A 23,464-nucleotide genomic window follows, 5' to 3' on the forward strand; every position below is an offset into this window, starting at 1 on the left:
GACATTACGGATGACTCATACCACCCATTTTGGCTTTACTACCATCAATGAAACCGAGAAGGTGCGCAAGGTGGCGCAAGTCTTTGATTCGGTTGCTTCACGTTACAATCTGATGAATGATCTTATGTCGATGGGTATGCATCGATTGTGGAAGCGATTTGCTATTGAAGCCAGTGGAGTAAGAGAAGGCGATAAGGTGCTGGATATTGCGGGTGGCACAGCTGATTTAACTAAACTTTTCCTGGATAAAGTAGGAGAGTGCGGGGAGGTCTGGTTGACGGATATTAACAACTCCATGTTGTCAATTGGCCGTGACCGCCTGCTCAATGAAGGTCAGGAAGTGCCGGTTGCACAGTGTAACGCGGAGAAACTGCCTTTTCCCGATAACCATTTCGATCGAGTCTGTGTGGCATTTGGTCTGAGAAACATGACGCACAAAGACCGGGCTCTCCGGGAAATGTATCGGGTTTTATCGCCAGGTGGCTCATTAAGTGTGCTGGAATTCTCCAAAATCTGGAAACCGTTGCAGCCACTTTATGATACGTATTCATTCAAGGCATTGCCCGTTATGGGCAAGCTGGTTGCCAGTGATGATGGCAGCTATCGTTATCTGGCGGAGTCCATTCGTATGCACCCCACGCAGGAAGAATTGAAGGAGATGATGCAGCAGGCAGGCTTTGAACGGGTGGAATACTTCAATCTCACTGCAGGTGTGGTGGCGCTGCATCGTGGTTATAAATTTTAGTTAGCTTGCTGATGGTTGTTTTCAGGCAGTGGCGGTGTAGTCAGCGTATTGTCTACTTCCAGTAGTTTCATAACATTATCGGTTGACAGGCGCAGTAGTTCACCGATTGCACGATAGTCATCCGGCAATGCCGCATTATCCCAGCCATGAGCTGCGTGACGTGCGAGATTAACCGCCAGCAATACATTACGCACACGTGAATGGCCGGAACAGGAGTCATTTAACAAAGTAACCAGCAGTTCGGGTAATTGCCATGCAATGACAAGCTTCGATTGCAGCTCATTAATCGCAAACCCCAGTACTTTTTCCTGCGCGTGGTGACTGCGCAAGGTTTCATCCTGTTGCTGTAATGCCGTAATTGCAAGCATTTTGTCGGGAGCGTAACACCACAGCAATAGCTCGGTCACATCATGGAGCAAGGCTGCTGTACGAATTTCCTCGAAATGAATGTCGTGCAACCGCACTGCCCATTCGAAAGCATAATTAGCGGCGACATGAGCACGGTGCGTGCGGTGCAAAAGCTTCACCAGCGCGCTGGAATGGGCATGGAGTAAAATTTCTACTTGTGATTCGGTAGCAATCTGATCGAGCGCATTTTCCACCCCCAGCATGATTAGCGCCTGCTCAGCCTGCATAACCTCATGGGCTTGACGCTGATGCTTATGTTGTTGTAAATGCCGCAATAGCTTAACCGTCATCAGTGGATCCTGCTTGATGATCTGAGCAACAGCACGTGCGCCGGGACAGATATTCTCACTGCGTAACCGAGCCAGATGATTGCTGGTTCTTCGTAATACGGGAATATCGGCGTGGCCAAGAAACTCAACCCACTGCGTAAGATTAGCGGGCAGACTGGTTTGCATAATTTACCTGTAGTTATTAAGTATTAGGTGAAAGTGTCATGCAGACTGTTTCGGCAGGTTGCTAGAATAGTTTAAGGGCATCTCTAAAAATCGGTATTTCCAGCACATCGTGATTTATAAAAAATATCTCCTTACCTATCAACTCTATGCTGCGTCAATATTTTTTGCTCTTGCCTCGTCTTGTTTAACCCCCTGAATTTTTAGAGATGTCCTTAATATGGCAGGGTAATCACGCTTAAATTATTCCAATAATCCGATATAAATAGATTAAAGCTGCAGATGTTATCTGCGAAAGACAATCCGGCTGGTTGATGCCGGATTGTCTTTTTTGATCGTCCGATTTCTGATTAACTTCAGAAAGGTTGTGGTTGCGGTGTTGCGTTATTGGATGGCGGCAGAATTGGCAAATTAAACTCTGGTTGTTTGCCCGTCAAGGTTTTCAGGAACGCAACAATGCTCGCAATTTCTTTCTGGTTAAAATCACGATCAAGTTGAATTTTACCCATGATCTCAACTGCTTTTTCCAGCGTAGCTGCTTCGCCGTCGTGGAAATACGGATAAGTCAGCTCAACGTTGCGTAAGGTAGGAACTTTAAATACGTATTTGTCCTGTTCCTTGCCAGTTACATCCATCCGCCCAACTGCTGGATTCTTGGTTATGTAAGGATGAATTACCCCCATTTTTTGATAAGAAGTTCCGCCAACTGCTGGTCCACTATGACATTGGGTGCAGCCACTACTTTTAAATAGTTCATAACCTTCGAGTTCCTGCTGATTCAATGCGCTTTTATCGCCTTCCAGCCATTGATCAAATCTGGAGCCAGGAGTGACCAGCGTTTCTTCAAATGCAGCAATGGCGGTGGTAATTCGGTCAATATTAACCACATCCGTTCCAAACGCCTGTTTGAATTGAGCTACGTATTGCGGCATTGACGCAACCACTTTTACGGCTATTTCATGAGTGGATGCCATTTCTCCCGGGTTGGCAATGGGTCCACCTGCCTGTTCTTTTAAATCTTTGGCGCGTCCATCCCAGAACTGAGCAAGATTCATGCTTGAATTCAGGACGGTTGGTGCATTTATCGGACCCTGCTGCCACTTGTGACCGATTGAAGTTTTAATATTATCCGTTCCACCCATACCCAGGTTATGGCAGGAATTACAGGAAATAAACCCTGATTTGGAAAGTCTTGGATCAAAAAACAGCATTTTGCCGAGTTCTGCAATTTCCGGTTTTTCTGGCACTACCGCCTTGATGGGTTGAATGGGTTCGTTGGCAGCGGATACATAAGCTGGTACAAGCATTACACCTGCAAGTAATGACATGGTTAACATCTGTTTTATCATAATTTCTCTCCTAGTCTAGTTATATCGGCTGTTATGGCGCAGCCGGTCACGCTTTGCAAGAACAAAACTTACAACTTACCTGCTGGTTTTGATAGGGTTTATTGAATAATCAGGACTCTGCTTATCAAAATCTCTATAGGCAGCATCATTTCCAAGGACGACCCCATCTCCCAACAGACGCGATAGTTCTATCAGCGCTTCACGGTAAACCTGTCGTTTGAATTCGACTACAGAATCAAGCTCTACCCAGTACTGATTCCAGCGCCAGGCATCGAACTCGGGGTGAGCACAAGTACGGAGTGATACATCGCTATCGCATCCCAGTAAGCGTAACAAAAACCAAATTTGTTTCTGTCCCTTGTAATTGGTGCGCCAGTCCCGACGTGTCCAGCAAGAAGGTACTTCGTAACGGAGCCACTCGCGTGTTCTGCCCAAAACCTTTACATGCGGCGGTTGCAAGCCCGTTTCTTCGGCCAGCTCGCGGTACATGGCCTGCGTCGGCGTTTCGCCTGATTTGATACCACCCTGTGGAAACTGCCAGGATTCATGCCGGATGCGTTTTCCCCAAAAAACCTGATTTTCTTTATTTAGCAGAACGATGCCAACATTTGCTCTATATCCGTTACGGTCTATCATTTTGTTCACCCGATATCCTATATCAGATAATATTTTTATCTGTGATTTTATACCATTATATCAATTACCTCACATTCCGCCCCTCTCTATCCGCACGCCGATTCATGGCCCAGCCTGTGGTTAACCCTGAAATCGAAGGAAATATGGAAAATTGCCCCGGAGAACCAGGTGAATGCGCGTTGATATGGGTTGTTTCGCTGTAAAATCACATTCTTTCTACTATGATAATGGAATCCTGTCATGCGTGTTTCGCAATTCTTTCTTTCAACTCTCAAGGAAGCACCAGCCGAGGCGGAACTAATCAGCCACAATTATATGTTGCGTGCCGGCCTGATCAAGCGGCTGGGCAGTGGCTTATACACATGGATGCCACTTGGGCTGAGAATTTTGCGCAAGATCGAGCAAATTATTCGTGAAGAAATGAATCGTAGCGGCGCACTGGAGTTGCTGATGCCAGCAGTCCAACCTGCAGAGCTGTGGCAAGAAAGTGGACGTTGGGATGTTTTTGGTCCGCAGATGCTGAAAATGCAGGATCGACACCAACATGACTTTTGTTTCGGACCAACCCATGAAGAAGTGATTGTGGATATTGCGCGTCGTGAGATTAAAAGCTACCGTCAATTACCGCGCAATTTTTATCAGATACAAACGAAATTCCGCGATGAAATCCGTCCGCGTTTTGGCGTTATGCGCGCACGCGAATTTATCATGAAAGATGCCTACTCCTTTCACGCGGATTTTGCCAGTCTTGAGCAAACTTACGCACTCATGCAAGCCACCTATAGTCAGATTTTTACCCGGCTTGGTTTGAAGTTCAGGGTGGTTGCAGCAGACACAGGCGCAATGGGTGGCAGCGCTTCGCATGAATACCATGTGCTGGCAGATTCAGGCGAGGATGCAATCGCCTATTGCCCGGATTCCGACTATGCAGCCAATATCGAGTTGGCAGCTGCACTGCCCCCACAACCTTTTCGTCAGCCTGCCGTCACTGGGCACATGCAGAAAGTAGCAACGCCCAATCGTAAATCCTGCACAGATGTTGCACAATTTCTAACAGTTTCTGTTGCGCAAACGCTCAAATCGCTGGCGATTATTGCTGGTGGCAAATTTTATTTGCTACTGCTGCGCGGCGATCATCAGCTCAATGAAATCAAGATACGCAAGCTGCCTTTTCTCGCGGATTTCGAATTTGCCAGCGATGAACGCATTATTCAGGAACTGGGTTGTCCGCCGGGGTACCTCGGCCCGATCAATGTTGGTGTTGAAATTATTGCTGATTCTGCTGTAACGGTGATGCAGAATTTTACCTGCGGTGCTAACGAAGAAGGCCATCATTTCACATCAGTCAATTTCGGACGTGATCTTGCACTGCCGTCCAAGGTATTCGATATCCGCAACGTGGTAGCCGGCGACCTGTCTCCTGACGGCAAAGGAACGCTGGAAATATGCCGTGGCATCGAAGTTGGGCACGTTTTCCAGCTCCGCACGCGCTACGCAGAAAAAATGAGAGCAACTTTTCTCGATGAATCCGGGCAATCACTGCCGATGGAAATGGGTTGCTATGGTATTGGCGTATCGCGTATCGTCGCTGCTGCAATTGAGCAGAATCACGATGAACGCGGCATTATTTTTCCACTGGCCATCGCGCCTTTCCAGCTTGCCATCATCCCCGTCAACTATCATAAAAGTGAACGGGTTCGGATTGAAGCAGATAAGTTTTATCAATCCTGCCTGGAAGCGGGAATCGATGCGTTGCTGGATGACCGTGAAGAACGCCCTGGAGTCATGTTTTCCGACCAGGAATTAATCGGTATTCCACACCGTGTTGTGGTTGGTGAACGCAGTCTGCGTGAGTACAAACTGGAATACCAGGGACGCCGGGATGAATGCTCCCGCCTGCTGCCACTGACGGAAGCCTTGGCATTCATCGCTGGCATGATCAACCAACAGCAATGAACCTGCAAGACAAATGAATTAATACTGACAAATACAAATTTTGTATATGTGGTTCCGGGTAATGGCTGGTATTAACGCTGGATAGCTGTATCAGCTTTTTCCAATAACCTATCAATGTACGTATAAAAAAACCAGAATCTCCAAATTGAAGATTCTGGTTCAGGGGTGTTATCTGCAGGTTAATTCACGACTATTCTAACCCGACTGCCCAGCCCCCTTTTGTCCAGTCATCATCTTCATTCTTGAAAGCACCAATATAATCAGTTTTCACGAAGAACGAATCATCGGTGGAAGGAGGGGGGCTGTCAGTCAGTGGTGAACCGAAAGCAGGTAGATAATTATTCAGTTGAGGATCTCCCGCAACATTACCCGGTTGCATATCGAACCAATTACTGACATTGAAAGGTAATCCAGCCTGGTCATTAAATGCCTTATTACATTGCACATACGAATTTTCGATAGTCAGTAGACCCGTTAAATTGCCCGGAGGTCCCGAAACTCCATAGGTGGCAGCGTCATCAATGGTCAGGCAGCTTTTGCCATAACCGGTGATGACTGAATTATAAATATTGGCTGCCGTGCCACGTCGCAATACTATTCCGTGGCCATCCCCCCCGGTTTGGGAGCCCCGCATGGTAAAGTTGGCCAGTTGCCCGCGTGAACGTGGCAGGCTATTGTGATTGGATTGATTGTTATCCGCCTCGATTCCAGCATCACCCGTATCCGAGGTTCCCATCACAAGAACGAACTGAGCCTTACCATCCCAACCCGTTTGCCAGTCAAAAGCATCATCATTGTTGCCGGTAGCAATCAGGTGGGTCAGATTAACTGTGCCGCCAAACATTTCAAATCCATCATCCAGGCCCCGGTGGCATTGAACGAAATCGATTGTCGTTCCTGAGCCAACACCCAGCAGTGTTAAACAATTCAGCTCCTCATTCGGGCGAACTTCAAGGCCAGCAAAACGAATGGAGGTATACTTGAGCACGCCGCTACTATCCGTAGGGTTGTTACCCCCAAATTTTTCTAAAAAAATTGCTTCATTAATCTGCTCACAGACGGGCGCACCCTCTGAGCAGCCGTTCACAGGCGCGTTTCCGGCCAGTAGCAACCCACCCCATTCTCCGGGGGCCACTTCATTTGCCCCAGTCATCACAACCGGATGTTGTGGCGTACCAATTGCATAAATTTTAGAACCCCGACGTACCTGCAAAAAATCCAGACCCGAGCGGCCAGAGAGATGTGTGTCGGGCTCGATGGAAAGTGTGGCGCTATTAATATTATCGCCACCGACAGTAACCCCGCCATCCAGTATCCATCTAATATCATTGGTCAGCATGATATCCTGGTTGATGTGACCTCCAATAATGCATGCATTGGGAACATCTGTTATGGGCTGAGCAAAAGCAGGGCAACCCGTAAATGCAACTTCATGATAATGCTTTACCTGAAAACGCAATGGATCAGATTCCGGTATCAATTGCAGAATGGCGTTATATTTTGTGCCACCAATATCTACATTAGGAACATAGACCTGTCCGAAAACAACGTCATAATGAGAACGTTCTGAATCAGGTGTGGAAATCGAGACTGCATCCAGCAATTCCAGCTCAAGATTGCCGTTACCCGCATCGATCACTCTTAATTTGGCACTGTAGGTATCTGCATTAACGTGGGTTCTTCCATTTGGCACATCTACTGCGGCAATATCAACAGTGTTGTCGCCAGGATTATATTGGGCACTGGCTACGACGGCTGAATTATAAAATATTGTACCGCCTAGAATAGCCAGATAAATAGCGGTTTGTTTAAGCAAATTAGACTGATTCATCACAATTGGATCCTTTTACCAGAAAAAATTTCCGAGATTTATTTAAGGACATCTCTAAAAATCCAAGTTTTGCCACCACTCTGAATTTTTGGAGAGATTATTGAGTAAGTCTTCTGCAGACGCCCAAAGTTTACTGGCCTTTTCTCGTGCTAGTTTGACATGTTTATGACTTTATTGTTGCCAGCATCCTTTTGTTTTCATGATGGCATATAAGTCAGCATTTCTTGAGGCAGAAATATAGCATTTTTGCCACGCTATTCTCAAAAACCCAGAACTAATTTAATGGCCGTGCCGCGAAGGCGGCTATACGCTGCGCGCATTCGTGGTCTGATGGAGTGCGATGGTAGTTGTGACAAACAGGCCTGAAGCTAAAATACAGATACAATAAAACAGTCGTGTTGTAAATATAGGGATTCCAACAGAGGCATCGACTCGCAAGAGGTGTCAAACATGACCAGCAACCAGACCGACCATACCAATTTGCCAGCCCAATCGTTCCGCATTGACCGCTCCGGTCTTGACCAGCTGTTCGCTGTACTGAAAGATCGGGGTTACACGCTCGTGGGGCCAACGGTCAGGGATTGTGCCATTGTTTATGATGAGTTGACCGGCACGCAGGATCTGCCGGTTGGGAAGGGTGATCGCCAGGAAGCGGGGACATACCAGTTGATCGACAGAGAAGATACCGCGCTGTTTGGCTATAATCTCGGGCCGCATTCCTGGAAAAAATATCTGTTTCCACCCCGCCAGAAACTGTGGCAAGCCAGAATCACCGATACGGGTCTCGCATTTAGCGAGGCTGATCAATCCACCCCCCCAAAATACGCGTTCATCGGCGTCCGGGCCTGTGAGCTTCATGCGATACAGATCCAGGACAAGGTATTCTCTGGTGATAATCATCGCGATCCTCATTATTGCCGAATACGCGAGCATGCATTTATCGTTGCAGTCAATTGCAGCCAGGCAGCGGCAACCTGTTTTTGTACCTCGATGAACACCGGCCCGGCTGTCAGCGATGGCTTCGACATTGCACTTACTGAAGTCATTGCTGCTGATGCGCATTATTTTATCGCTCAGGCAGGCAGCTCATCCGGGGAAGCCATGCTCGGCCTGATTACGCAACGCTCCGCTGAATCCACTGAAGTGCAAGCCGCCGCGCAGTGCGTGGCCAATGCCACTGCGCAGATGGGGCGACGGCTGGATACGACTGATATTCAGAGCCTGCTGTATCGTAATGCCGACAATCCCCGCTGGGAGGACATTGCCCAGCGCTGCCTGAGCTGCGCCAATTGCACCATGGTCTGCCCCACCTGTTTCTGTTCGAGCGTGGAGGACACGACCGATCTCACCGGCAGCCATGCAGAACGCTGGCGGCGCTGGGATTCGTGCTTCACGCTGGATTTTTCCTACCTGCACGGCGGGCCGGTACGATCTTCCACCAAGGCGCGTTATCGACAATGGATGACGCACAAACTGGCAAGCTGGATCGACCAGTTCGGTGCCTCCGGCTGCGTCGGCTGCGGGCGCTGTGTTACCTGGTGTCCGGTTGGAATCGACATTACCGAGGAAGTGCGGTTGATGCGCGAGAACGACAGCGCAGGCAACGGCAACACGCAAAGGAGTGATCTATGAAATTGATCGCTGATCTCTTGCATGACCACCCTTTTTTTGCGGGATTGTCGCCCGCCTATATCAACCTGCTTGCTGGCTGCGGCAAAAATATCCATTTTGATACGGGTGATTTTCTGATGAAAGAAGGGGAAGATGCTCATACCTTCTATGTCATCCGTAGTGGCAAGGTAGTGGTGGAAGCCTACACACCGGGGTTCGGGCACCAGATCGTCACTCAGGTCAATCATCATGGGGTGGTCGGCTATTCTTGGCTGTTTCCGCCGTATCGTGTCGCATTCGATGTACGTGCCATCGAACCGGTGAGCGCCGTGCAGCTCGATGGCGAGTGCCTGCGGAGCAAGACGGAATCCGACCATGAACTGGGTTATCAATTGATGCAGCGGTTCGCGCAGGTGATGTTGCAGCGCTTGCAGGCAACCCGTCTGCAGATGCTCGACGTTTATCGCAAGGGAAGTTGAGCGTCATGATCGATCCGATGCTGCCCGCTGTTTACAAAGTGGTACGCGTTTCGCAGGATCTGCCCGATACCGCCACGCTGGATCTGGTGCCGGTATCCAACAGCAAACTACCCGCATGCCAACCCGGACAGTTCAACATGTTGTATGCCTTGGGACAAGGAGAGGTGGCGATTTCGATCAGTGGCGACATCGATGAAACCGATTGTGTGCGCCACACCGTCCGCGCGGTGGGGAGCGTTACCCGGGCAGTGGCCGGGATGAAACCAGGCGACCAACTGGGACTGCGCGGGCCTTTTGGGCGCGCCTGGCCGGTTGACAGAATGCGGGGCAAGGATGTCGTGCTGATGGCAGGCGGGCTGGGTCTTGCACCGTTGCGCCCGGTCATTTACCATCTGCTGAATCATCGTGATGCGTATGGACGGATCACGCTTTTCTATGGTACGCGCACCCCGCAGGACAGGTTGTATGCAGAGGAATTTACCCTTTGGCAGCAACGTGGCGATCTCGAAACCGGGGTCACGGTAGACAGCGCCGGGCGCGACTGGCACGGGCATGTGGGCGTTGTGACGACATTGCTCGAAGGCAGGCGCTTTGACGCCAACAACACGATTGCGCTCATTTGCGGGCCAGAAATGATGATGCGTTTTTCAGCCGCCGAGCTCGTGAAACAGGGCGTGCAGCCTGGCAATATTTATGTTTCGATGGAGCGCAACATGAAATGTGCGGTCGGATTTTGCGGCCACTGTCAGTACGGATCCTATTTCATCTGCAAGGATGGGCCGGTATTTGCCCTGCCGCAAGTTGCGCATTTATTCAGAATACGGGAGGTATGACCATGACCCGCCCCAGGCTTGCCGTGTGGAAATTTGCTTCTTGCGATGGCTGCCAGTTGAGTCTGCTCGATTGCGAGGATGAACTGCTTGCGGTCGCCGGGGCAATTGATATTGCCAATTTCGCGGAAGCCAGCCGGGATATCCTGCCCGGCCCCTACGATCTGTCACTGGTGGAGGGGTCGATTACGACTGTGCATGATGCCGAACGCATTCAAGAGGTGCGGCGAATGTCCAAATATCTGGTGACGATCGGCGCCTGCGCCACCGCAGGCGGTATCCAGGCGCTGCGCAATTTTCAGGATGTCAAAGAATTCATGGCGATTGTTTATGCCTCACCCCACTATATCAGCACACTTGCCACCTCGACGCCGATTGCCGATCATGTGCGGGTGGATTTTGAGCTGCGCGGCTGCCCGATCAACAAACATCAGCTGCTGGAAGTTATTATTGCTTTCTTGCATCGCCGCCGCCCGGCAATCAGTGCGCACAGCGTGTGCATCGAATGCAAACTGCGTGGCAATCCCTGCATCATGGTCACTCAGAAAATAGCGTGTCTGGGACCGGTAACGCATGCCGGATGTGGCGCGATTTGCCCATCATACAATCGCGGCTGTTACGGTTGTTATGGTCCGATGGAATCACCCAATACCGAGTCGTTGAGCGCGTGGCTCGAAAAACTGGATGTTGCCGCACCAGATATTGCCAGATTGTTTAGAAGTTACAACGCAGCCGCGCCGGCATTCAGAAAAGCGGGAGATCGCCATGAGTGATGAAAAAACACGAATCATCAAGGTCGATTACCTTGCCAGGGTAGAAGGGGAGGGCGCGCTCTACATCAAAATTCGTGATGGCCGTCTTGAAGACGTCAAGCTGAAAATTTTCGAACCCCCCCGGTTTTTCGAGGCACTGCTGCGCGGCAGACGCTTTACCGATGCCCCCGACATTACCGCGCGCATCTGCGGCATTTGCCCGGTTGCCTACCAGATGAGCGCCGTGCATGCAATGGAAAATTCGCTGGGCATCGAGATCGACGGCGCATTGCGCGAATTGCGGCGGCTTTTGTATTGTGGCGAATGGATTTCCAGCCATACGCTGCATATCTACCTGCTGCATGCGCCGGATTTTCTCGGTTATCCGAGCGCGATCCACATGGCAAAAGATCACAAGGCCATCGTCGAACGCGGATTGCAGCTGAAAAAGGCTGGCAACGAAATCATGCAGTTGGTCGGCGGGCGCGAAGTGCATCCGATCAACGTGCGTGTCGGCGGGTTTTATCGGGTTCCAGCAAAAACGGAGCTCAACGCGCTGCGCGAACCTTTACTTAAGGCGCGCGAGCTGGCGCTGGAAACCGTGCGTTGGACTTCAACCCTGGATTTCCCCGATTTCGAGCAGGATTATTGCTTTGTCGCGCTTCGTCACCCGCACGAATATCCGTTCAACGAAGGCCGCATTGTGTCGAATCAAGGACTGGATATCCCCATCTCCGCGTTCGATGATACGTTTGAAGAAGAGCATGTCGCCTACAGCAACGCGCTGCATTCGGTCATGAAACAGGACAAACGCAACTATTTCGTCGGCCCGATGGCGCGCTATGCCCTCAACCATGATCGTTTGTCCCCCCTTGCACAAGAAGCCGCCCAGGCAGCGGGGCTGGGAACGATCTGTTCCAACCCGTTCAAAAGCATCATCGTTCGAGCAGTAGAAGTGCTGTACGCCTGTGATGAAGCGCTGCGCATTATTGATGCCTATGAACCACCCGCTGTTCCTTTCGCACCTGTCGCGCCCCGTGCCGGAACGGGCTACGGCTGCACCGAAGCACCTCGCGGGCTGTTGTATCACCGCTATACTCTCGATGACAACGGCGATATTCTTGATGCCGTGATTATCCCGCCGACCTCGCAGAACCAGAAAACAATCGAAGTTGATTTGCAGCATTTCGTTGCAAAATACCTGTATCTTGACGATGAACATCTGCAATGGCAGTGCGAACAGGCCATTCGTAACTATGACCCCTGCATTTCATGTGCAACGCACTTTCTGAAACTCGATGTGAAACGGGTAACGGCTTGCGGCTGATCGTCGGCATTGGCAACCGCCACCGTGGCGATGATGCCATCGGCTGCATCCTGGCCGAACGACTCGGAGAGCAGCGTAACCCGGAATATCGCATCATCACCCACGATGGGGAACCGGCTTCCCTAATGGCGCAGTGGGCGGGCTGTGATGAGGTCATCCTCCTGGATGCCGTTCGCTCCGGCAGGCAACCCGGCACACTTATCAAGCTTGATCTGGTCAGCGAACGCTTGCCACAAACCTTTTTTCACTGCTCCACCCATGCATTTGGTATTACGGAAGCCGTCGAACTTTCGCGAGCAATGGGCACATTGCCGAAAAAACTCGTGTTCTACGGTATTGAGGCCCAGACTTTCGATTCTGGCGCTCCGGTATCGGATACCATAGCGCAACAGCTCGATACGATACTCATCACCATCGTCACGGATTTACGCGATAATCATTATGAAAACCAGGGAGCCCCATCCATGCATGAATTTTCACTGATGGCCGATTTACTGCGTAAAATCGAACGCATCGCACAGGAAGCGGGTGGCCAGGAGAAAATTGCTATCACCGCTATCCGCGTCAAACTGGGTGCGCTGTCACACATCAGCGCCGCGCACTTCCGCGAACACTTCGAGATTGCCATCAAGGGAACCGTGGCCGGAGGCGCGCGCCTTGATGTCGAGGAATTGACCGATACCAGCGATCCCCATGCGCAGGAAATCATCCTCGATAGCCTCGAAGTGCAAGATCGTGACAACTGCCGCGCTCACTAGGTGTTGTTACAAATGACAAAACAGGAGAAGCTGCTGGAGGCAACGTGGAAGCATTTCAGTATTTCAATTACCCTTCCCCGCGTAGCGGCTCTCTGGAGTAATAGATGAAGATTGTCATCATCAGCGGTTTGTCTGGTTCGGGTAAAAGCGTTGCGCTCAACGTGCTGGAAGATGCGGGGTATTACTGTGTTGATAATTTACCGGCACCCATGCTGGTTGATCTGGTGTCTTTGTTGCAACAACAGGGCTATGCGCATATCGCCGTAGCGGTCGATATTCGTAGCGGTGACAGCATTACCGCTTTGCCCCGTCAGATTGATGTGCTCGAACGTCAGTCGATTGAAACCAAGCTCGTTTTTTTTAATGCGCGAACCGACATCCTCATTCAACGTTTTTCCGAAACGCGGCGCAGACATCCGCTGACGGATGAAAATATTACGCTTGATGAGGCAATTCGGCGTGAACGTGAGGCATTGGCATCATTGGGGGCACTGGGTCACCATATTGATACCAGTTCACTGCAACCTAATACGCTGCGTATCTTTGTCAAGGAATTCATCACCGACAGCAATCCAACTGCACAGCTGACGCTACTGTTTGAATCATTTGGCTTTAAGTACGGTATTCCACTCGATGCCGATCTGGTGTTTGATGTGCGCTGTATTCCCAATCCGCATTATGATCCCCGCCTGCGGGATTTGACTGGTCAGTCTCCCGAAGTTATTCGTTTTCTGGAGGCACAACCGGAGGTTCCTAAAATGGTGATCGATATTCGTCATTTTCTCGATACCTGGTTGCCGGTATACATGCGTGATAATCGTGTTTATCTGACAGTCGCAATCGGCTGTACCGGCGGTCAGCATCGATCCGTCTATTTTGCTGAAACTCTGGCGGCTTACTTTCGTGATCTCACGCATGTGTTGATACGCCATCGCAGTCTGACTGAGGCGGCTACCGCTCACACTCGTAAATAATCCTTTTTCTCACCTAACCAGCGATCCAGATGTGTCTGCGCTGCCTGCGGATAATCCCGCAGCAGGATATCCGCCGTTTCCCGGGCAATATCGAGTAGACCACCATCGGCTTCCAGATCGGCAAATCGCAGCAGCGGTACCCCGCTTTGACGAGTGCCGAGAAATTCACCTGGACCGCGCAGCAATAAATCCTGACGTGCGATCTCAAATCCATCGGTATATTTATAAATAACCTGTAAACGTTTGCGTGCAAGCTCGGACAACGGGCGCTGAAATAGCAGGATACATACACCCGCATCTGTACCACGGCCAATGCGGCCACGTAACTGATGCAACTGCGACAGCCCCATGCGTTCCGCATGCTCAATTACCATCAGGGAGGCATTAGGCACATCCACGCCAACTTCGATGACTGTCGTGGCGACCAGCAGCTGTATGGTTCCCTGGCTAAAGTCAGTCATGATGGCTGATTTTTCTGTGCTGTCGAGTCTGCCGTGTATCAGTGCTACTTCCAGTTCCGGGAGGGTTTCACGTAGTGTCGCCAAAGTTTGCATCGCGGTTTTGAGCTGTAACACTTCCGATTCTTCTATCAGTGGGCAGACCCAGTAAGCCTGACGTCCTGCATGACAGGCTTCACGAACGCGCGCAAGGACCTCATCTCGTCGGCTGCTATCGATCAATTTGGTTGCTACGGGTGATCGACCTGGCGGCAACTGGTTGATCACCGATACATCCAGATCGGCAAAATAACTCATTGATAAGGTACGTGGAATCGGGGTTGCGCTCATCATGAGCTGATGAGGTACGCCTTCGGTATCGTTGCTGCCTTTCAGACGCAAAGCCAGACGCTGATTCACACCAAAACGGTGTTGCTCATCGATGATGACCAGTCCCAAACGTTTGAATTGAACGGGTGACTGAAATATGGCATGCGTTCCAACTATCAATCCGGCAATTCCTTGTTCAATTTTTTGCAGGGCTGCCTCACGCCGCTGCTTTTTCAGACTTCCGGATAGCCATGCAATTTCTATTTCCAATGGTTTGAACCAACCCATAAATTTCTGCAGGTGCTGCTCAGCGAGAATTTCCGTAGGTGCCATCACCGCTACCTGATAACCATTGGCGATGGATTGCAATGCAGCAATGGCCGCTACTATGGTCTTGCCACTTCCCACATCTCCCTGCAATAAACGTTGCATTGGAAATGACTGGGCGAGGTCGCTACAGATCTCATTCACGACATTTTGTTGCGCAGCAGTCAAGGTAAACGCCAGTAAGTTGAGCAGTTTCTGCTGTAATGCGGGATGCGGTGACAGGGTTGGCGCACGGTGACTGCGGCGTTGATGATAATGCTGGCGCATTGATAATTGCTGGGCGAGCAATTCATCGAATTTAATACGTTTCCAGGCGGGATGAGTGCGGGATTGCAATGCATCCAGCGGCGTGGCGGCAGGAGGATGGTGCAGAAATATGATGCTTTCTGCCAGTTTTGGCAATTGATGTGCTTTCAGAATGACTGATGGCAGAATTTCTACCAATAATTCATTTCGTCTGACGTCAGTCAGCGCTTGTGAGATAAGCCTGGACAGCGTTTGCTGCGCCAGTCCGGTCGTCACCGGATAAACTGGTGTGAGTGTGGTGGGAAGGGCCAGTTTGTCCTGCGCTACCCGATATTTTGGATGAATGATTTCCAGCCCGCCATATCCGGCGCGTACTTCACCCAATACCCTTAAACGTTTGCCGATCGCCCAGCTGGTAACTTGCCCCGAATAAAAACTAAAAAAACGGATGGTGATAGCGCCGCTTGTATCCTGCAACTGGCAGACCAGCTGTCGTCTGGGGCGGGACTGAATTTCCTGCGCAGTGACTACACCTTCAATCTGTGCGATTTGTTCTGCTACCAGCCGGGCAATCGGCAGCAACCGCGTTTCGTCCTCGTATCGCAGCGGCAAGTGCAGTGCCAGATCGAGATTGCTAACCAACCCAAGTTTGCTCAGCTTTTGCTTTAATCCTTTATTGAGCGTATCGAACAAAAAAGCTGAGGATGTCACAAAGCAATAAGCAATAAAAAATTAATGGTAAATCCGTTAGACCTGATCGTTGTTTAATACCATGATTGCATCCATTTCCACCAGCGCATCGCGTGGTAGCGCCAATACGCCGATTGCAGCCCGCGCAGGGTAGGGCTGACTAAAATGCCTGCTCATGGCTTCATTGACTTTTGCAAAATCTGTCAAGTCAATGAGATAGACGTTAAGCTTGACCACATCACTTAAGCTCCCACCGCTTGCCACGGCAACAGCCTTGAGATTAGCGATTACCTGTTCGATTTGCGCATCGATCCCGGATACCATTTTCATCTGAGCCGGATCAAGTCCAATCTGACCAGAGAGGTAGACTGTTTCGCCACCCATCACCTTTACTGCCTGCGAATAAGTTCCGATAGCCTGTGGCGCTTCGCTGGTGGTTACAATTGTTTTGCGCATGCTTATCTCCCAAATATTACGATAGAATGTCAACTACTTACCGCTGCTGGTTTTTCTGCCTATATAAATTTCAACTCAGAATTCATGCAAAAACTCATTATCCAGGGAGGACAGGAGCTTTGTGGAGAGATCCGTATTTCCGGCGCTAAAAATGCGGCTCTGCCCGCAATGTGTGCGTCACTGCTGACTGGCGAAACCATGGTATTGCAAAATATCCCTAATCTGCAGGACGTGGCAACCATGATGGCGCTGCTTGAGCAGATTGGTGTGCGTATTCTAGCAAATGATGAGGGTGATATCGCATTTTCGGCCACTACGGTTATCAATCCAACCGCACCTTATGAGATGGTTAAAACCATGCGGGCGGCTATTCTGGTGTTGGGTCCCCTGTTGGCGCGCACTGGACAGGCGCACATCTCACTACCGGGTGGTTGCGCAATTGGCTTGCGTCCGGTAGACCAGCATATCAAGGGATTGCAGGCGATGGGAGCTGAAATCAGCATTGAACAGGGATACATCCAAGCGCGCGCTGATCGTCTGACAGGTGCGCGTATCATTATGGATATTGTTACTGTTACGGGCACAGAGAATTTGATGATGGCGGCTACCCTGGCGCACGGCATAACGATCCTCGAAAATGCCGCGCGTGAACCAGAAGTGATCGACCTTGCCAATTGCCTGATCAGCATGGGTGCAAAAATACAAGGTGCGGGTAGTGACATTATCACCATTGAAGGCGTGGAAAGACTGCACGGCGGATTGCATGTGGTTATGCCTGATCGGATCGAAACGGGAACCTTCCTGACTGCAGTAACGGCTTGTGGTGGTGAAGTTCACCTGATGCATACCCGCGCTAATTTGCTGGATGCCGTTCTGGATAAACTTGTTGAAGCGGGTGCCAGTATTGATGCTGGTGAGAACTGGATTCATCTCAGCATGAGTCGTCGGCCGCGCGCCGTCAGTCTGCGCACGGCTCCGTACCCCGCCTTTCCTACTGATATGCAGGCGCAATTCATGGCGATGAATACGATTGCTGAAGGGACAGCTGTAATAACAGAAACTATTTTCGAGAATCGTTTCATGCATGTCCAGGAGTTGCAACGACTTAATGCCAATATTCATGTCGAAGGTAATACCGCCATTGTTTCCGGAGTTGCTGGACTGGGTGGCGCCAAGGTGATGGCAACCGACCTGCGTGCATCTGCCTGCCTGGTGATTGCGGGCCTGATTGCGTCAGGAGAAACCGAGATCAGCCGAATTTATCATTTGGATCGCGGTTATGAGCAGATTGAAACCAAACTGGAGCGACTTGGCGCAAATATTACTCGTATAAGGGAAGGATGAAGGGAGTAATAAAAGGTTGAGGATGAAAAAAGCCCCCGGTTAAGCCGGAGGCTTTCAGGTAATTAAACCAGTCAGTCTTTCAGCAATGAAGGGGGGTTGTAGGTTATTACCACGGTTCCCAAGCGGGAATTTAGTCCCATCACCGGTACGACCAGCATTTTTCTACCTTTGCTATCTGATGTCATGGTGACTTTGCGTTGATTCAGCACTTCTTTTGGATATGTTTTTGCGGCGGCTTCATCTTCCAGTCTTTTATCGGTTGATACCAGCAGTTTGCCTTCTTCACTGATCAGCACAACCCGTTCTGTATCCTTGGTTTTGACGAGTTCGGTCAGGTATTGATCAATTTGATCCAGGTTATTGCGTAGCAATTCACCGCGTACTGCCCAGGCAAGTACTTGTCCGAAGCGCTCTTCTTCATTCTTGTATTGACTATCAGCATATTCACGAGCTTTTTTCATCAAATCGTTACGTTCCAGCTCAAGCTGTTGAGCAAGCTGGGCTTGTCCTTTTTCCAAACGAGAATCAGCTTGATTGACGGCAATCTGTTTCCAGATAAACATGAGTAACAGCACTGCTACAAATGCCAGAAGTGACCAGGAGGGCAATTGTTTTTGTTGGAGTTCGGCGAGAGGTGCGCATTTCTTGGTCAGAATATTCCATAGCGAAGCAGGCTTGCTCCATTCAATCTTATCCTTGGACTGATCGCCCCCATTTTGCGTGTATTGATCTGACATAAAATTTAGCTCCTTAAATAAATGAATGAGTGCCACAAGTGAAAACGGCTAATTATCCATCATTCCCTTTCAAAGGGAAAGCATGGTAATAAACATTCAGGGAATTTCTTGTAACAAGTGTTGCATATTCAGCAAATTGTGTCCGGAAGAGAATAACTTTCCCGGTAAAATAGCGGTCTTTTATCTAAAAGACAACGCGCAGTGGAACAAGACAAAAAAAAATGGTCAGGTCGCTTCAACGAACCCGTTTCAGAATTGGTGGCGAGATACACTGCTTCGGTAGGGTTTGATTACAAGCTGGCTGAATACGATATCCATGGGTCGCTTGCCCATGCGCATATGCTGGCTGCGGCTGGCATTATTGGCAGTAATGATCTTGCCGCTATTGAGCGCGGCCTGGAGCAGATTCGTGATGAAATCCGCAACCATCAGTTTGACTGGCAGATTGAGCGCGAGGACGTGCACCTCAATATCGAACATCGACTTACTGCGCTGGTGGGTGATGCTGGCAAGAGGCTGCATACTGCCCGCTCGCGCAACGATCAGGTCGCAACCGATATTCGCTTGTATCTGCGTGCCGCCAGCGATGAAATTATCAGTCTGATACGGGTATTACAACGGGCGTTGCTGGAGCTGGCCGAACAGCACGCTGACACCATCATGCCGGGTTTTACCCATCTGCAGGTTGCGCAACCTGTTACTTTTGGTCACCATCTGCTGGCATATTTTGAAATGCTGCAACGCGATGTGCAGCGTCTGCAGGACAGCAGACGGCGTATCAACCAGCTGCCACTGGGGGCGGCGGCGCTTGCGGGTACCAGTTATCCGATCGATCGCGAAGCCGTTGCGCGGGAACTCGGGTTTGACGGAATATGCCGGAATTCGCTTGATGCGGTTTCTGACCGGGATTTTGCCATTGAATTTTGTGCCTGCGCTGCGCTTATCATGACGCATTTGTCACGTTTCTCGGAAGAGCTGATCCTGTGGATGAGCCCTTCATTTGGCTTCATTGAACTGGCTGACCGTTTCTGCACCGGTTCATCGATCATGCCGCAGAAGAAAAACCCTGATGTGCCGGAGCTGGTTCGGGGTAAAACCGGTCGGATCAATGGCCATCTGGTGGCATTACTGACATTGATGAAATCGCAGCCATTGGCGTATAACAAGGATAATCAGGAGGACAAGGAGCCGCTGTTTGATACTGTCGATACGCTGAGGGATACCTTGCGTATTTACGCTGACATGATGACAGGCGTACAGGTCAATCAGGCCGCAATGCGTCAGGCGGCGTTACGTGGGCACGCCACGGCAACCGATCTTGCCGATTATCTGGTCAGAAAAGGCATGCCGTTTCGTGATGCGCACGAAATCGTGGCAAACGTGGTTCGTGCCGCTGAAAGCAAACAGTGTGACCTCAGTACGCTTTCATTGCCGGAGTTAAAACAATTCTCGGCCATCATCGAAGCTGACGTTTTTGCCATTCTGACTCTGGAAGGTTCGCTGCAGAGCCGCAATCATCCAGGCGGCACGGCACCTGACCAGGTTCGCCAGGCAATCATGCAGGCAAGAAAACTGGTGGCCGAATGATGTTGCCATGCCGCGCGCGCCGAGTCTTTCATTAACGGAGCCCCCCTGGCCAGGGATTGCGGCCCGGCTGGCAGAAGAAGTTGAACCGGAATTTTTAGCTAAACGCATCGTATCTATTGGTGGGGGGTGTATCAGTCAAGCCTTCTGTTTTGAGGGTAGTCAGCAACGTTTCTTTATCAAAGTTAACTCCGCCAATTGCCTGCCCCTGTTTTCCAGCGAAAGCGCGGGGTTGGATGAAATCAGGCAATCCGCAACGCTGCGCGTGCCACGACCATTATGTTATGGTATTGAGCGGGATCATGCCTGGTTTGCGCTTGAATTTATTCCGTTACAAAATCATGGAAATCAGATAACACTGGGCACTGCGCTTGCCAGCATGCACCGCCACACTGCCGACCAGTTTGGCTGGAAGCATGACAATACGATTGGCGCAACCTTGCAGAAAAATACCCCGTCTCTTGACTGGATTGCATTCTGGCGAGAGCATCGCCTGAATTTTCAGCTCAGACTGGCTCAAAAAAATGGCTATGGTGGTCATCTGCAGCGACTCGGGGAACGGTTAATGCAGGATGTGGCGGATTTCTTTGATACGACACCAGTTGCCTCCCTGCTGCATGGTGATTTATGGAGCGGTAACTATGCTTTTGACGATGGGGGTCAGCCGGTAGTATTCGACCCTGCCGTTTATTACGGTGATCGTGAAGCTGATCTGGCCATGACCGAACTGTTTGGAGGGTTTTCAGCCGATTTTTATGCTGCCTACCAGGCGGCCTGGCCTTTGGATGGTGGTTATCGCGTGCGCAAGCAACTCTATAATCTGTATCATATCCTCAATCACCTCAATTTATTTGGAGGGCATTATCTGCATCAGGCAGAAGTGACCATGAGCGAGTTGCTGGCCGAAATACACTGATCTCTCGTCATCCGACAACAAGAACACCGCAATCTTCAAAAAGGTGCAGAATTGCGGATTTTCTGTCAACTAACCTATAAGGAACGTTAAATATGAGCGAAGCCAATGTCATCAGGCATCTTGCCAATCTTGAGAAACACCTGGCTGAAGAGCATCCGGATAATCCGGTGCTGGCCAAGGCTGTTCACAGTTTCAGAAAACTGGATCAGGTCGCACAGGATCTTGGTCTGTTGAACCGGGATGAAACCTATGCAACTTCAGTGACCTGGTGGCCAATGATTGCGGTACTCGGCACTTTTTCATCCGGAAAATCAACCTTCATCAATTCTTATCTGGACCTGCATCTGCAACGAACCGGCAATCAGGCCGTCGATGACAAGTTTACGGTCGTATGCTATAGCCGTCATGATGAAATCAAGACCTTGCCCGGTGTGGCACTGGATGCGGATCCGCGCTTTCCGTTCTACCAGATTAGCCGCAGTATTGATGAAATTGCCGAGGCTGGTCCGCAGCGTATTGATGCCTACATACAACTCAAGACCTGCCCATCAGAAAAAATTCGTGGCAAAATTCTGATTGATTCGCCAGGGTTTGATGCGGACAGTCAACGTTCTTCTACCCTGCGGTTGACGCAGCACATTATCGATCTTTCTGATCTGGTGCTGGTGTTCTTTGATGCGCGCCATCCGGAGCCTGGTGCCATGCATGACACCCTGGAATATCTGGTTACTTCGACCATCAATCGCCCGGATGCCAACAAATTTCTTTATATTCTCAATCAGATCGACGTCACCGCCAGAGAAGATAATCCTGAGGAAGTGGTCTCGGCCTGGCAGCGTTCACTGGCGCAGTCCGGATTGCTGGCGGGGCGTTTTTACCGGATTTATGATAAAGAAGCCGCGATGCCAATCGAAGACCTTCAAGTACGCGAGCGTTTTGAGAAAAAACGTGAGGAAGATATGACCGACATCTACGCACGAATGCAACAAATTGAAATCGAACGTTCTTATCGTATTGCTGCCATGCTCGAACAGACTGCTGATACCATCGAAAATCAGACGGTCGGTAAGTTGAAAGCCATGCTGGATCAATGGAAAAGCAAGGTGTTCCTGTTTGATGGGATTATCTTCGGCTTACTGCTGGTGCTGGCTGGCACGGCGCTGACCCTGACAGATAGCTGGCATCTCGTGAGGGATTGCGTAAATGGCCTGACCGCCGGTGAAACTTCCTCGGTACTGATGGCCGGACTTTCACTCATCTTCGCCGGTTATATCCATTTCACAATCCGTGGCAGGGTGGCAGGCAGCATGCTGAAAAAAATACCCAATGAATTTGGGCACGACCATAACGCTATCAAACAATTCAGTCAGGCTTTTAGCAAGAGTACCGCAGGCTATCGGCCCCTGTTTTTACAGAAGCCGGCTGGCTGGAATTCCGATAATCGGCGGGTACTGGCGCAGGTAAAAGATGATGCCAACGATTATATCCAGCTCCTGAATGATCAATTTACCGACCCATCTGGACATCAGCAGGATCGTTGATATCACGCTGCCATTAAATGTCTTTGATACGATGGATCTTCTGGTGATAATGGTTGGCGCAATCTGCTGTGCAGACTCCTTGGTGCATGATTTGGATATTTGTCCGGCTCATGCGTCAGGGGGCGTTTATAACGAGTAGTTCCACGGGACGTCGCCGCCCGTTATTACTGCGTTAGGTGTTCGTCCGGCACTTAACCGAAGAAAAAAGGACAAGACATTGGGAAAAAATATGAAAAAATCGGTATTTATATTAATACTGTCAGCAACGCTGCTTGGCGGTTGTGCAACAATTGTTGGGGACAAAATTCAACTTGTTCCAATATCCAGCACCCCAAGTGATGCAACGATACTCATTACTGATGAAAAAGGGATTCAAGTATTTAAGGGCTTAACACCAACAAGTGTTACGCTACAAAAAAGTGATGGCAGTTACTGGGGCAAAAAGAGCTTTACTGTAGAAATTACTAAAGCAGGTTATGAAAAGCAAGTGATCCCAATCACTGCCCGTGCAAACGGATGGTACATTGGTGGAAACTTTATTTTTGGGGGACTCATCGGTTGGTTTATCGTTGATCCACTAAATGGTGCGATGTATACGCTATCCCCTGAACAGATAACATCAACCTTGGATGAAAAAGTAGCTCACAACAATAATACAACTGATGGAAGTATATCTATTGTTTTGATTCAGGATGTGCCGTCAGAACTGCGTCACCAAATGAAGAGAGTGAATTAAAGTACCTAACAA

21 protein-coding genes are annotated in these 23,464 nt (G+C 49.9%); 14 read left to right on the top strand and 7 right to left on the bottom strand.

Annotated elements, in window-relative coordinates; all coding sequences use genetic code 11:
• Positions 1 to 10 precede the first annotated feature (10 nt).
• Complete coding sequence (gene ubiE / locus IPG31_09420) at positions 11 to 745, top strand: bifunctional demethylmenaquinone methyltransferase/2-methoxy-6-polyprenyl-1,4-benzoquinol methylase UbiE (protein ID MBK6618556.1); 735 nt, start codon at positions 11 to 13, stop codon at positions 743 to 745.
• On the opposite strand, the gene IPG31_09425 is transcribed toward ubiE, so the two are convergent.
• The 3 genes from IPG31_09425 to IPG31_09435 form a co-directional block, all read right to left on the bottom strand.
• The gene (locus IPG31_09425) at positions 742 to 1,608 is read right to left on the bottom strand and encodes an HDOD domain-containing protein (GenBank protein MBK6618557.1); all 867 of its coding nucleotides are present in this window, start codon (positions 1,606 to 1,608) and stop codon (positions 742 to 744) included. The genes ubiE and IPG31_09425 overlap by 4 nt on opposite strands.
• Before the next feature lie 353 nt (positions 1,609 to 1,961).
• A complete protein-coding gene (locus IPG31_09430; protein MBK6618558.1) occupies positions 1,962 to 2,954 on the bottom strand; it encodes a cytochrome-c peroxidase in 993 nt (330 codons plus the stop codon).
• A 75-nt stretch (positions 2,955 to 3,029) separates the two neighbouring features.
• On the bottom strand, positions 3,030 to 3,590 hold the full coding sequence (locus IPG31_09435) for an RNA pyrophosphohydrolase (GenBank protein MBK6618559.1): 561 nt from the start codon (positions 3,588 to 3,590) through the stop codon (positions 3,030 to 3,032).
• 240 nt (positions 3,591 to 3,830) lie between these two features.
• Between IPG31_09435 and IPG31_09440 the strand changes: the two genes are divergently transcribed.
• Positions 3,831 to 5,546, top strand: coding sequence for a proline--tRNA ligase (locus IPG31_09440; GenBank protein MBK6618560.1), 1,716 nt, complete (start codon positions 3,831 to 3,833; stop codon positions 5,544 to 5,546).
• A 190-nt stretch (positions 5,547 to 5,736) separates the two neighbouring features.
• Here the strand turns inward: IPG31_09440 and IPG31_09445 are convergent, their stop codons facing one another.
• Positions 5,737 to 7,377: a hypothetical protein gene (locus tag IPG31_09445; protein MBK6618561.1), complete on the bottom strand. Its 1,641-nt coding sequence runs from the start codon at positions 7,375 to 7,377 to the stop codon at positions 5,737 to 5,739.
• Positions 7,378 to 7,827: 450 nt separating this feature from the next.
• Between IPG31_09445 and IPG31_09450 the strand changes: the two genes are divergently transcribed.
• The 7 genes from IPG31_09450 (at position 7,828) to rapZ (ending at position 14,108) form a co-directional block, all read left to right on the top strand.
• A complete protein-coding gene (locus tag IPG31_09450; protein MBK6618562.1) occupies positions 7,828 to 9,009 on the top strand; it encodes a 4Fe-4S dicluster domain-containing protein in 1,182 nt (393 codons plus the stop codon).
• Positions 9,006 to 9,467 (top strand): cyclic nucleotide-binding domain-containing protein, encoded by a 462-nt coding sequence (locus IPG31_09455; GenBank protein ID MBK6618563.1) that lies wholly within the window; start codon positions 9,006 to 9,008, stop codon positions 9,465 to 9,467. Before IPG31_09450 ends, IPG31_09455 begins: the two co-directional genes overlap by 4 nt.
• Positions 9,468 to 9,472: 5 nt before the next feature.
• The gene (locus tag IPG31_09460; GenBank protein MBK6618564.1) at positions 9,473 to 10,300 is read left to right on the top strand and encodes an FAD/NAD(P)-binding protein; all 828 of its coding nucleotides are present in this window, start codon (positions 9,473 to 9,475) and stop codon (positions 10,298 to 10,300) included.
• A complete protein-coding gene (locus tag IPG31_09465) occupies positions 10,297 to 11,070 on the top strand; it encodes an oxidoreductase (protein MBK6618565.1) in 774 nt (257 codons plus the stop codon). Before IPG31_09460 ends, IPG31_09465 begins: the two co-directional genes overlap by 4 nt.
• Entirely contained in the window at positions 11,063 to 12,376 is a 1,314-nt protein-coding gene (locus tag IPG31_09470; GenBank protein MBK6618566.1) for a Ni/Fe hydrogenase subunit alpha, read from the top strand. Before IPG31_09465 ends, IPG31_09470 begins: the two co-directional genes overlap by 8 nt.
• Entirely contained in the window at positions 12,367 to 13,134 is a 768-nt protein-coding gene (locus tag IPG31_09475; GenBank protein MBK6618567.1) for a hydrogenase maturation protease, read from the top strand. Before IPG31_09470 ends, IPG31_09475 begins: the two co-directional genes overlap by 10 nt.
• 104 nt (positions 13,135 to 13,238) lie before the next feature.
• Positions 13,239 to 14,108 carry an RNase adapter RapZ gene (gene rapZ / locus IPG31_09480; protein ID MBK6618568.1) on the top strand — a complete coding sequence of 290 codons (870 nt, stop codon included), beginning with the start codon at positions 13,239 to 13,241 and terminating at the stop codon, positions 14,106 to 14,108.
• Here rapZ and recG read toward each other — a convergent pair.
• Positions 14,093 to 16,159, bottom strand: a complete 2,067-nt coding sequence (recG, locus tag IPG31_09485) for an ATP-dependent DNA helicase RecG (protein MBK6618569.1) — start codon at positions 16,157 to 16,159, stop codon at positions 14,093 to 14,095. The genes rapZ and recG overlap by 16 nt on opposite strands.
• A gap of 36 nt (positions 16,160 to 16,195) precedes the next feature.
• Entirely contained in the window at positions 16,196 to 16,594 is a 399-nt protein-coding gene (locus tag IPG31_09490; GenBank protein ID MBK6618570.1) for a RidA family protein, read from the bottom strand.
• Positions 16,595 to 16,678: 84 nt separating this feature from the next.
• Here IPG31_09490 and murA point away from each other — a divergent pair, with 84 nt between their 5' ends.
• The gene (gene murA / locus IPG31_09495; protein ID MBK6618571.1) at positions 16,679 to 17,938 is read left to right on the top strand and encodes a UDP-N-acetylglucosamine 1-carboxyvinyltransferase; all 1,260 of its coding nucleotides are present in this window, start codon (positions 16,679 to 16,681) and stop codon (positions 17,936 to 17,938) included.
• Between the two features lie 71 nt (positions 17,939 to 18,009).
• Here murA and IPG31_09500 read toward each other — a convergent pair whose 3' ends face one another.
• The gene (locus IPG31_09500) at positions 18,010 to 18,675 is read right to left on the bottom strand and encodes a hypothetical protein (GenBank protein MBK6618572.1); all 666 of its coding nucleotides are present in this window, start codon (positions 18,673 to 18,675) and stop codon (positions 18,010 to 18,012) included.
• A gap of 201 nt (positions 18,676 to 18,876) precedes the next feature.
• Here IPG31_09500 and argH point away from each other — a divergent pair, with 201 nt between their 5' ends.
• The 4 genes from argH to IPG31_09520 all read left to right on the top strand — a co-directional run bounded on the left by argH (position 18,877) and on the right by IPG31_09520 (position 23,452).
• A complete protein-coding gene (argH, locus tag IPG31_09505) occupies positions 18,877 to 20,262 on the top strand; it encodes an argininosuccinate lyase (GenBank protein ID MBK6618573.1) in 1,386 nt (461 codons plus the stop codon).
• Positions 20,263 to 20,269: 7 nt separating this feature from the next.
• Complete coding sequence (locus IPG31_09510; GenBank protein MBK6618574.1) at positions 20,270 to 21,175, top strand: fructosamine kinase family protein; 906 nt, start codon at positions 20,270 to 20,272, stop codon at positions 21,173 to 21,175.
• Positions 21,176 to 21,267: 92 nt separating this feature from the next.
• Positions 21,268 to 22,716 carry a dynamin family protein gene (locus IPG31_09515; GenBank protein ID MBK6618575.1) on the top strand — a complete coding sequence of 483 codons (1,449 nt, stop codon included), beginning with the start codon at positions 21,268 to 21,270 and terminating at the stop codon, positions 22,714 to 22,716.
• 229 nt (positions 22,717 to 22,945) lie between these two features.
• Entirely contained in the window at positions 22,946 to 23,452 is a 507-nt protein-coding gene (locus IPG31_09520) for a hypothetical protein (protein ID MBK6618576.1), read from the top strand.
• Positions 23,453 to 23,464: the final 12 nt, after the last annotated feature.

It is taken from the genome of Nitrosomonas sp., assembly GCA_016703745.1.
In the GTDB taxonomy this organism is placed as follows: Bacteria; Pseudomonadota; Gammaproteobacteria; order Burkholderiales; family Nitrosomonadaceae; genus Nitrosomonas.

Coding starts and splice junctions, on each gene's coding strand:
- murA (MBK6618571.1), top strand. CDS start 16,679: ATGCAAAAACTCATTATCCAGGGAGGACAGGAGCTTTGTGGAGAGATC.
- IPG31_09435 (MBK6618559.1), bottom strand. CDS start 3,590: ATGATAGACCGTAACGGATATAGAGCAAATGTTGGCATCGTTCTGCTA.
- IPG31_09465 (MBK6618565.1), top strand. CDS start 10,297: ATGACCATGACCCGCCCCAGGCTTGCCGTGTGGAAATTTGCTTCTTGC.
- IPG31_09430 (MBK6618558.1), bottom strand. CDS start 2,954: ATGATAAAACAGATGTTAACCATGTCATTACTTGCAGGTGTAATGCTT.
- IPG31_09515 (MBK6618575.1), top strand. CDS start 21,268: ATGAGCGAAGCCAATGTCATCAGGCATCTTGCCAATCTTGAGAAACAC.
- IPG31_09510 (MBK6618574.1), top strand. CDS start 20,270: ATGCCGCGCGCGCCGAGTCTTTCATTAACGGAGCCCCCCTGGCCAGGG.
- IPG31_09440 (MBK6618560.1), top strand. CDS start 3,831: ATGCGTGTTTCGCAATTCTTTCTTTCAACTCTCAAGGAAGCACCAGCC.
- IPG31_09500 (MBK6618572.1), bottom strand. CDS start 18,675: ATGTCAGATCAATACACGCAAAATGGGGGCGATCAGTCCAAGGATAAG.
- IPG31_09490 (MBK6618570.1), bottom strand. CDS start 16,594: ATGCGCAAAACAATTGTAACCACCAGCGAAGCGCCACAGGCTATCGGA.
- rapZ (MBK6618568.1), top strand. CDS start 13,239: ATGAAGATTGTCATCATCAGCGGTTTGTCTGGTTCGGGTAAAAGCGTT.
- IPG31_09450 (MBK6618562.1), top strand. CDS start 7,828: ATGACCAGCAACCAGACCGACCATACCAATTTGCCAGCCCAATCGTTC.
- IPG31_09445 (MBK6618561.1), bottom strand. CDS start 7,377: ATGAATCAGTCTAATTTGCTTAAACAAACCGCTATTTATCTGGCTATT.
- IPG31_09425 (MBK6618557.1), bottom strand. CDS start 1,608: ATGCAAACCAGTCTGCCCGCTAATCTTACGCAGTGGGTTGAGTTTCTT.
- IPG31_09455 (MBK6618563.1), top strand. CDS start 9,006: ATGAAATTGATCGCTGATCTCTTGCATGACCACCCTTTTTTTGCGGGA.
- ubiE (MBK6618556.1), top strand. CDS start 11: ATGACTCATACCACCCATTTTGGCTTTACTACCATCAATGAAACCGAG.
- IPG31_09460 (MBK6618564.1), top strand. CDS start 9,473: ATGATCGATCCGATGCTGCCCGCTGTTTACAAAGTGGTACGCGTTTCG.
- IPG31_09520 (MBK6618576.1), top strand. CDS start 22,946: ATGAAAAAATCGGTATTTATATTAATACTGTCAGCAACGCTGCTTGGC.
- IPG31_09470 (MBK6618566.1), top strand. CDS start 11,063: ATGAGTGATGAAAAAACACGAATCATCAAGGTCGATTACCTTGCCAGG.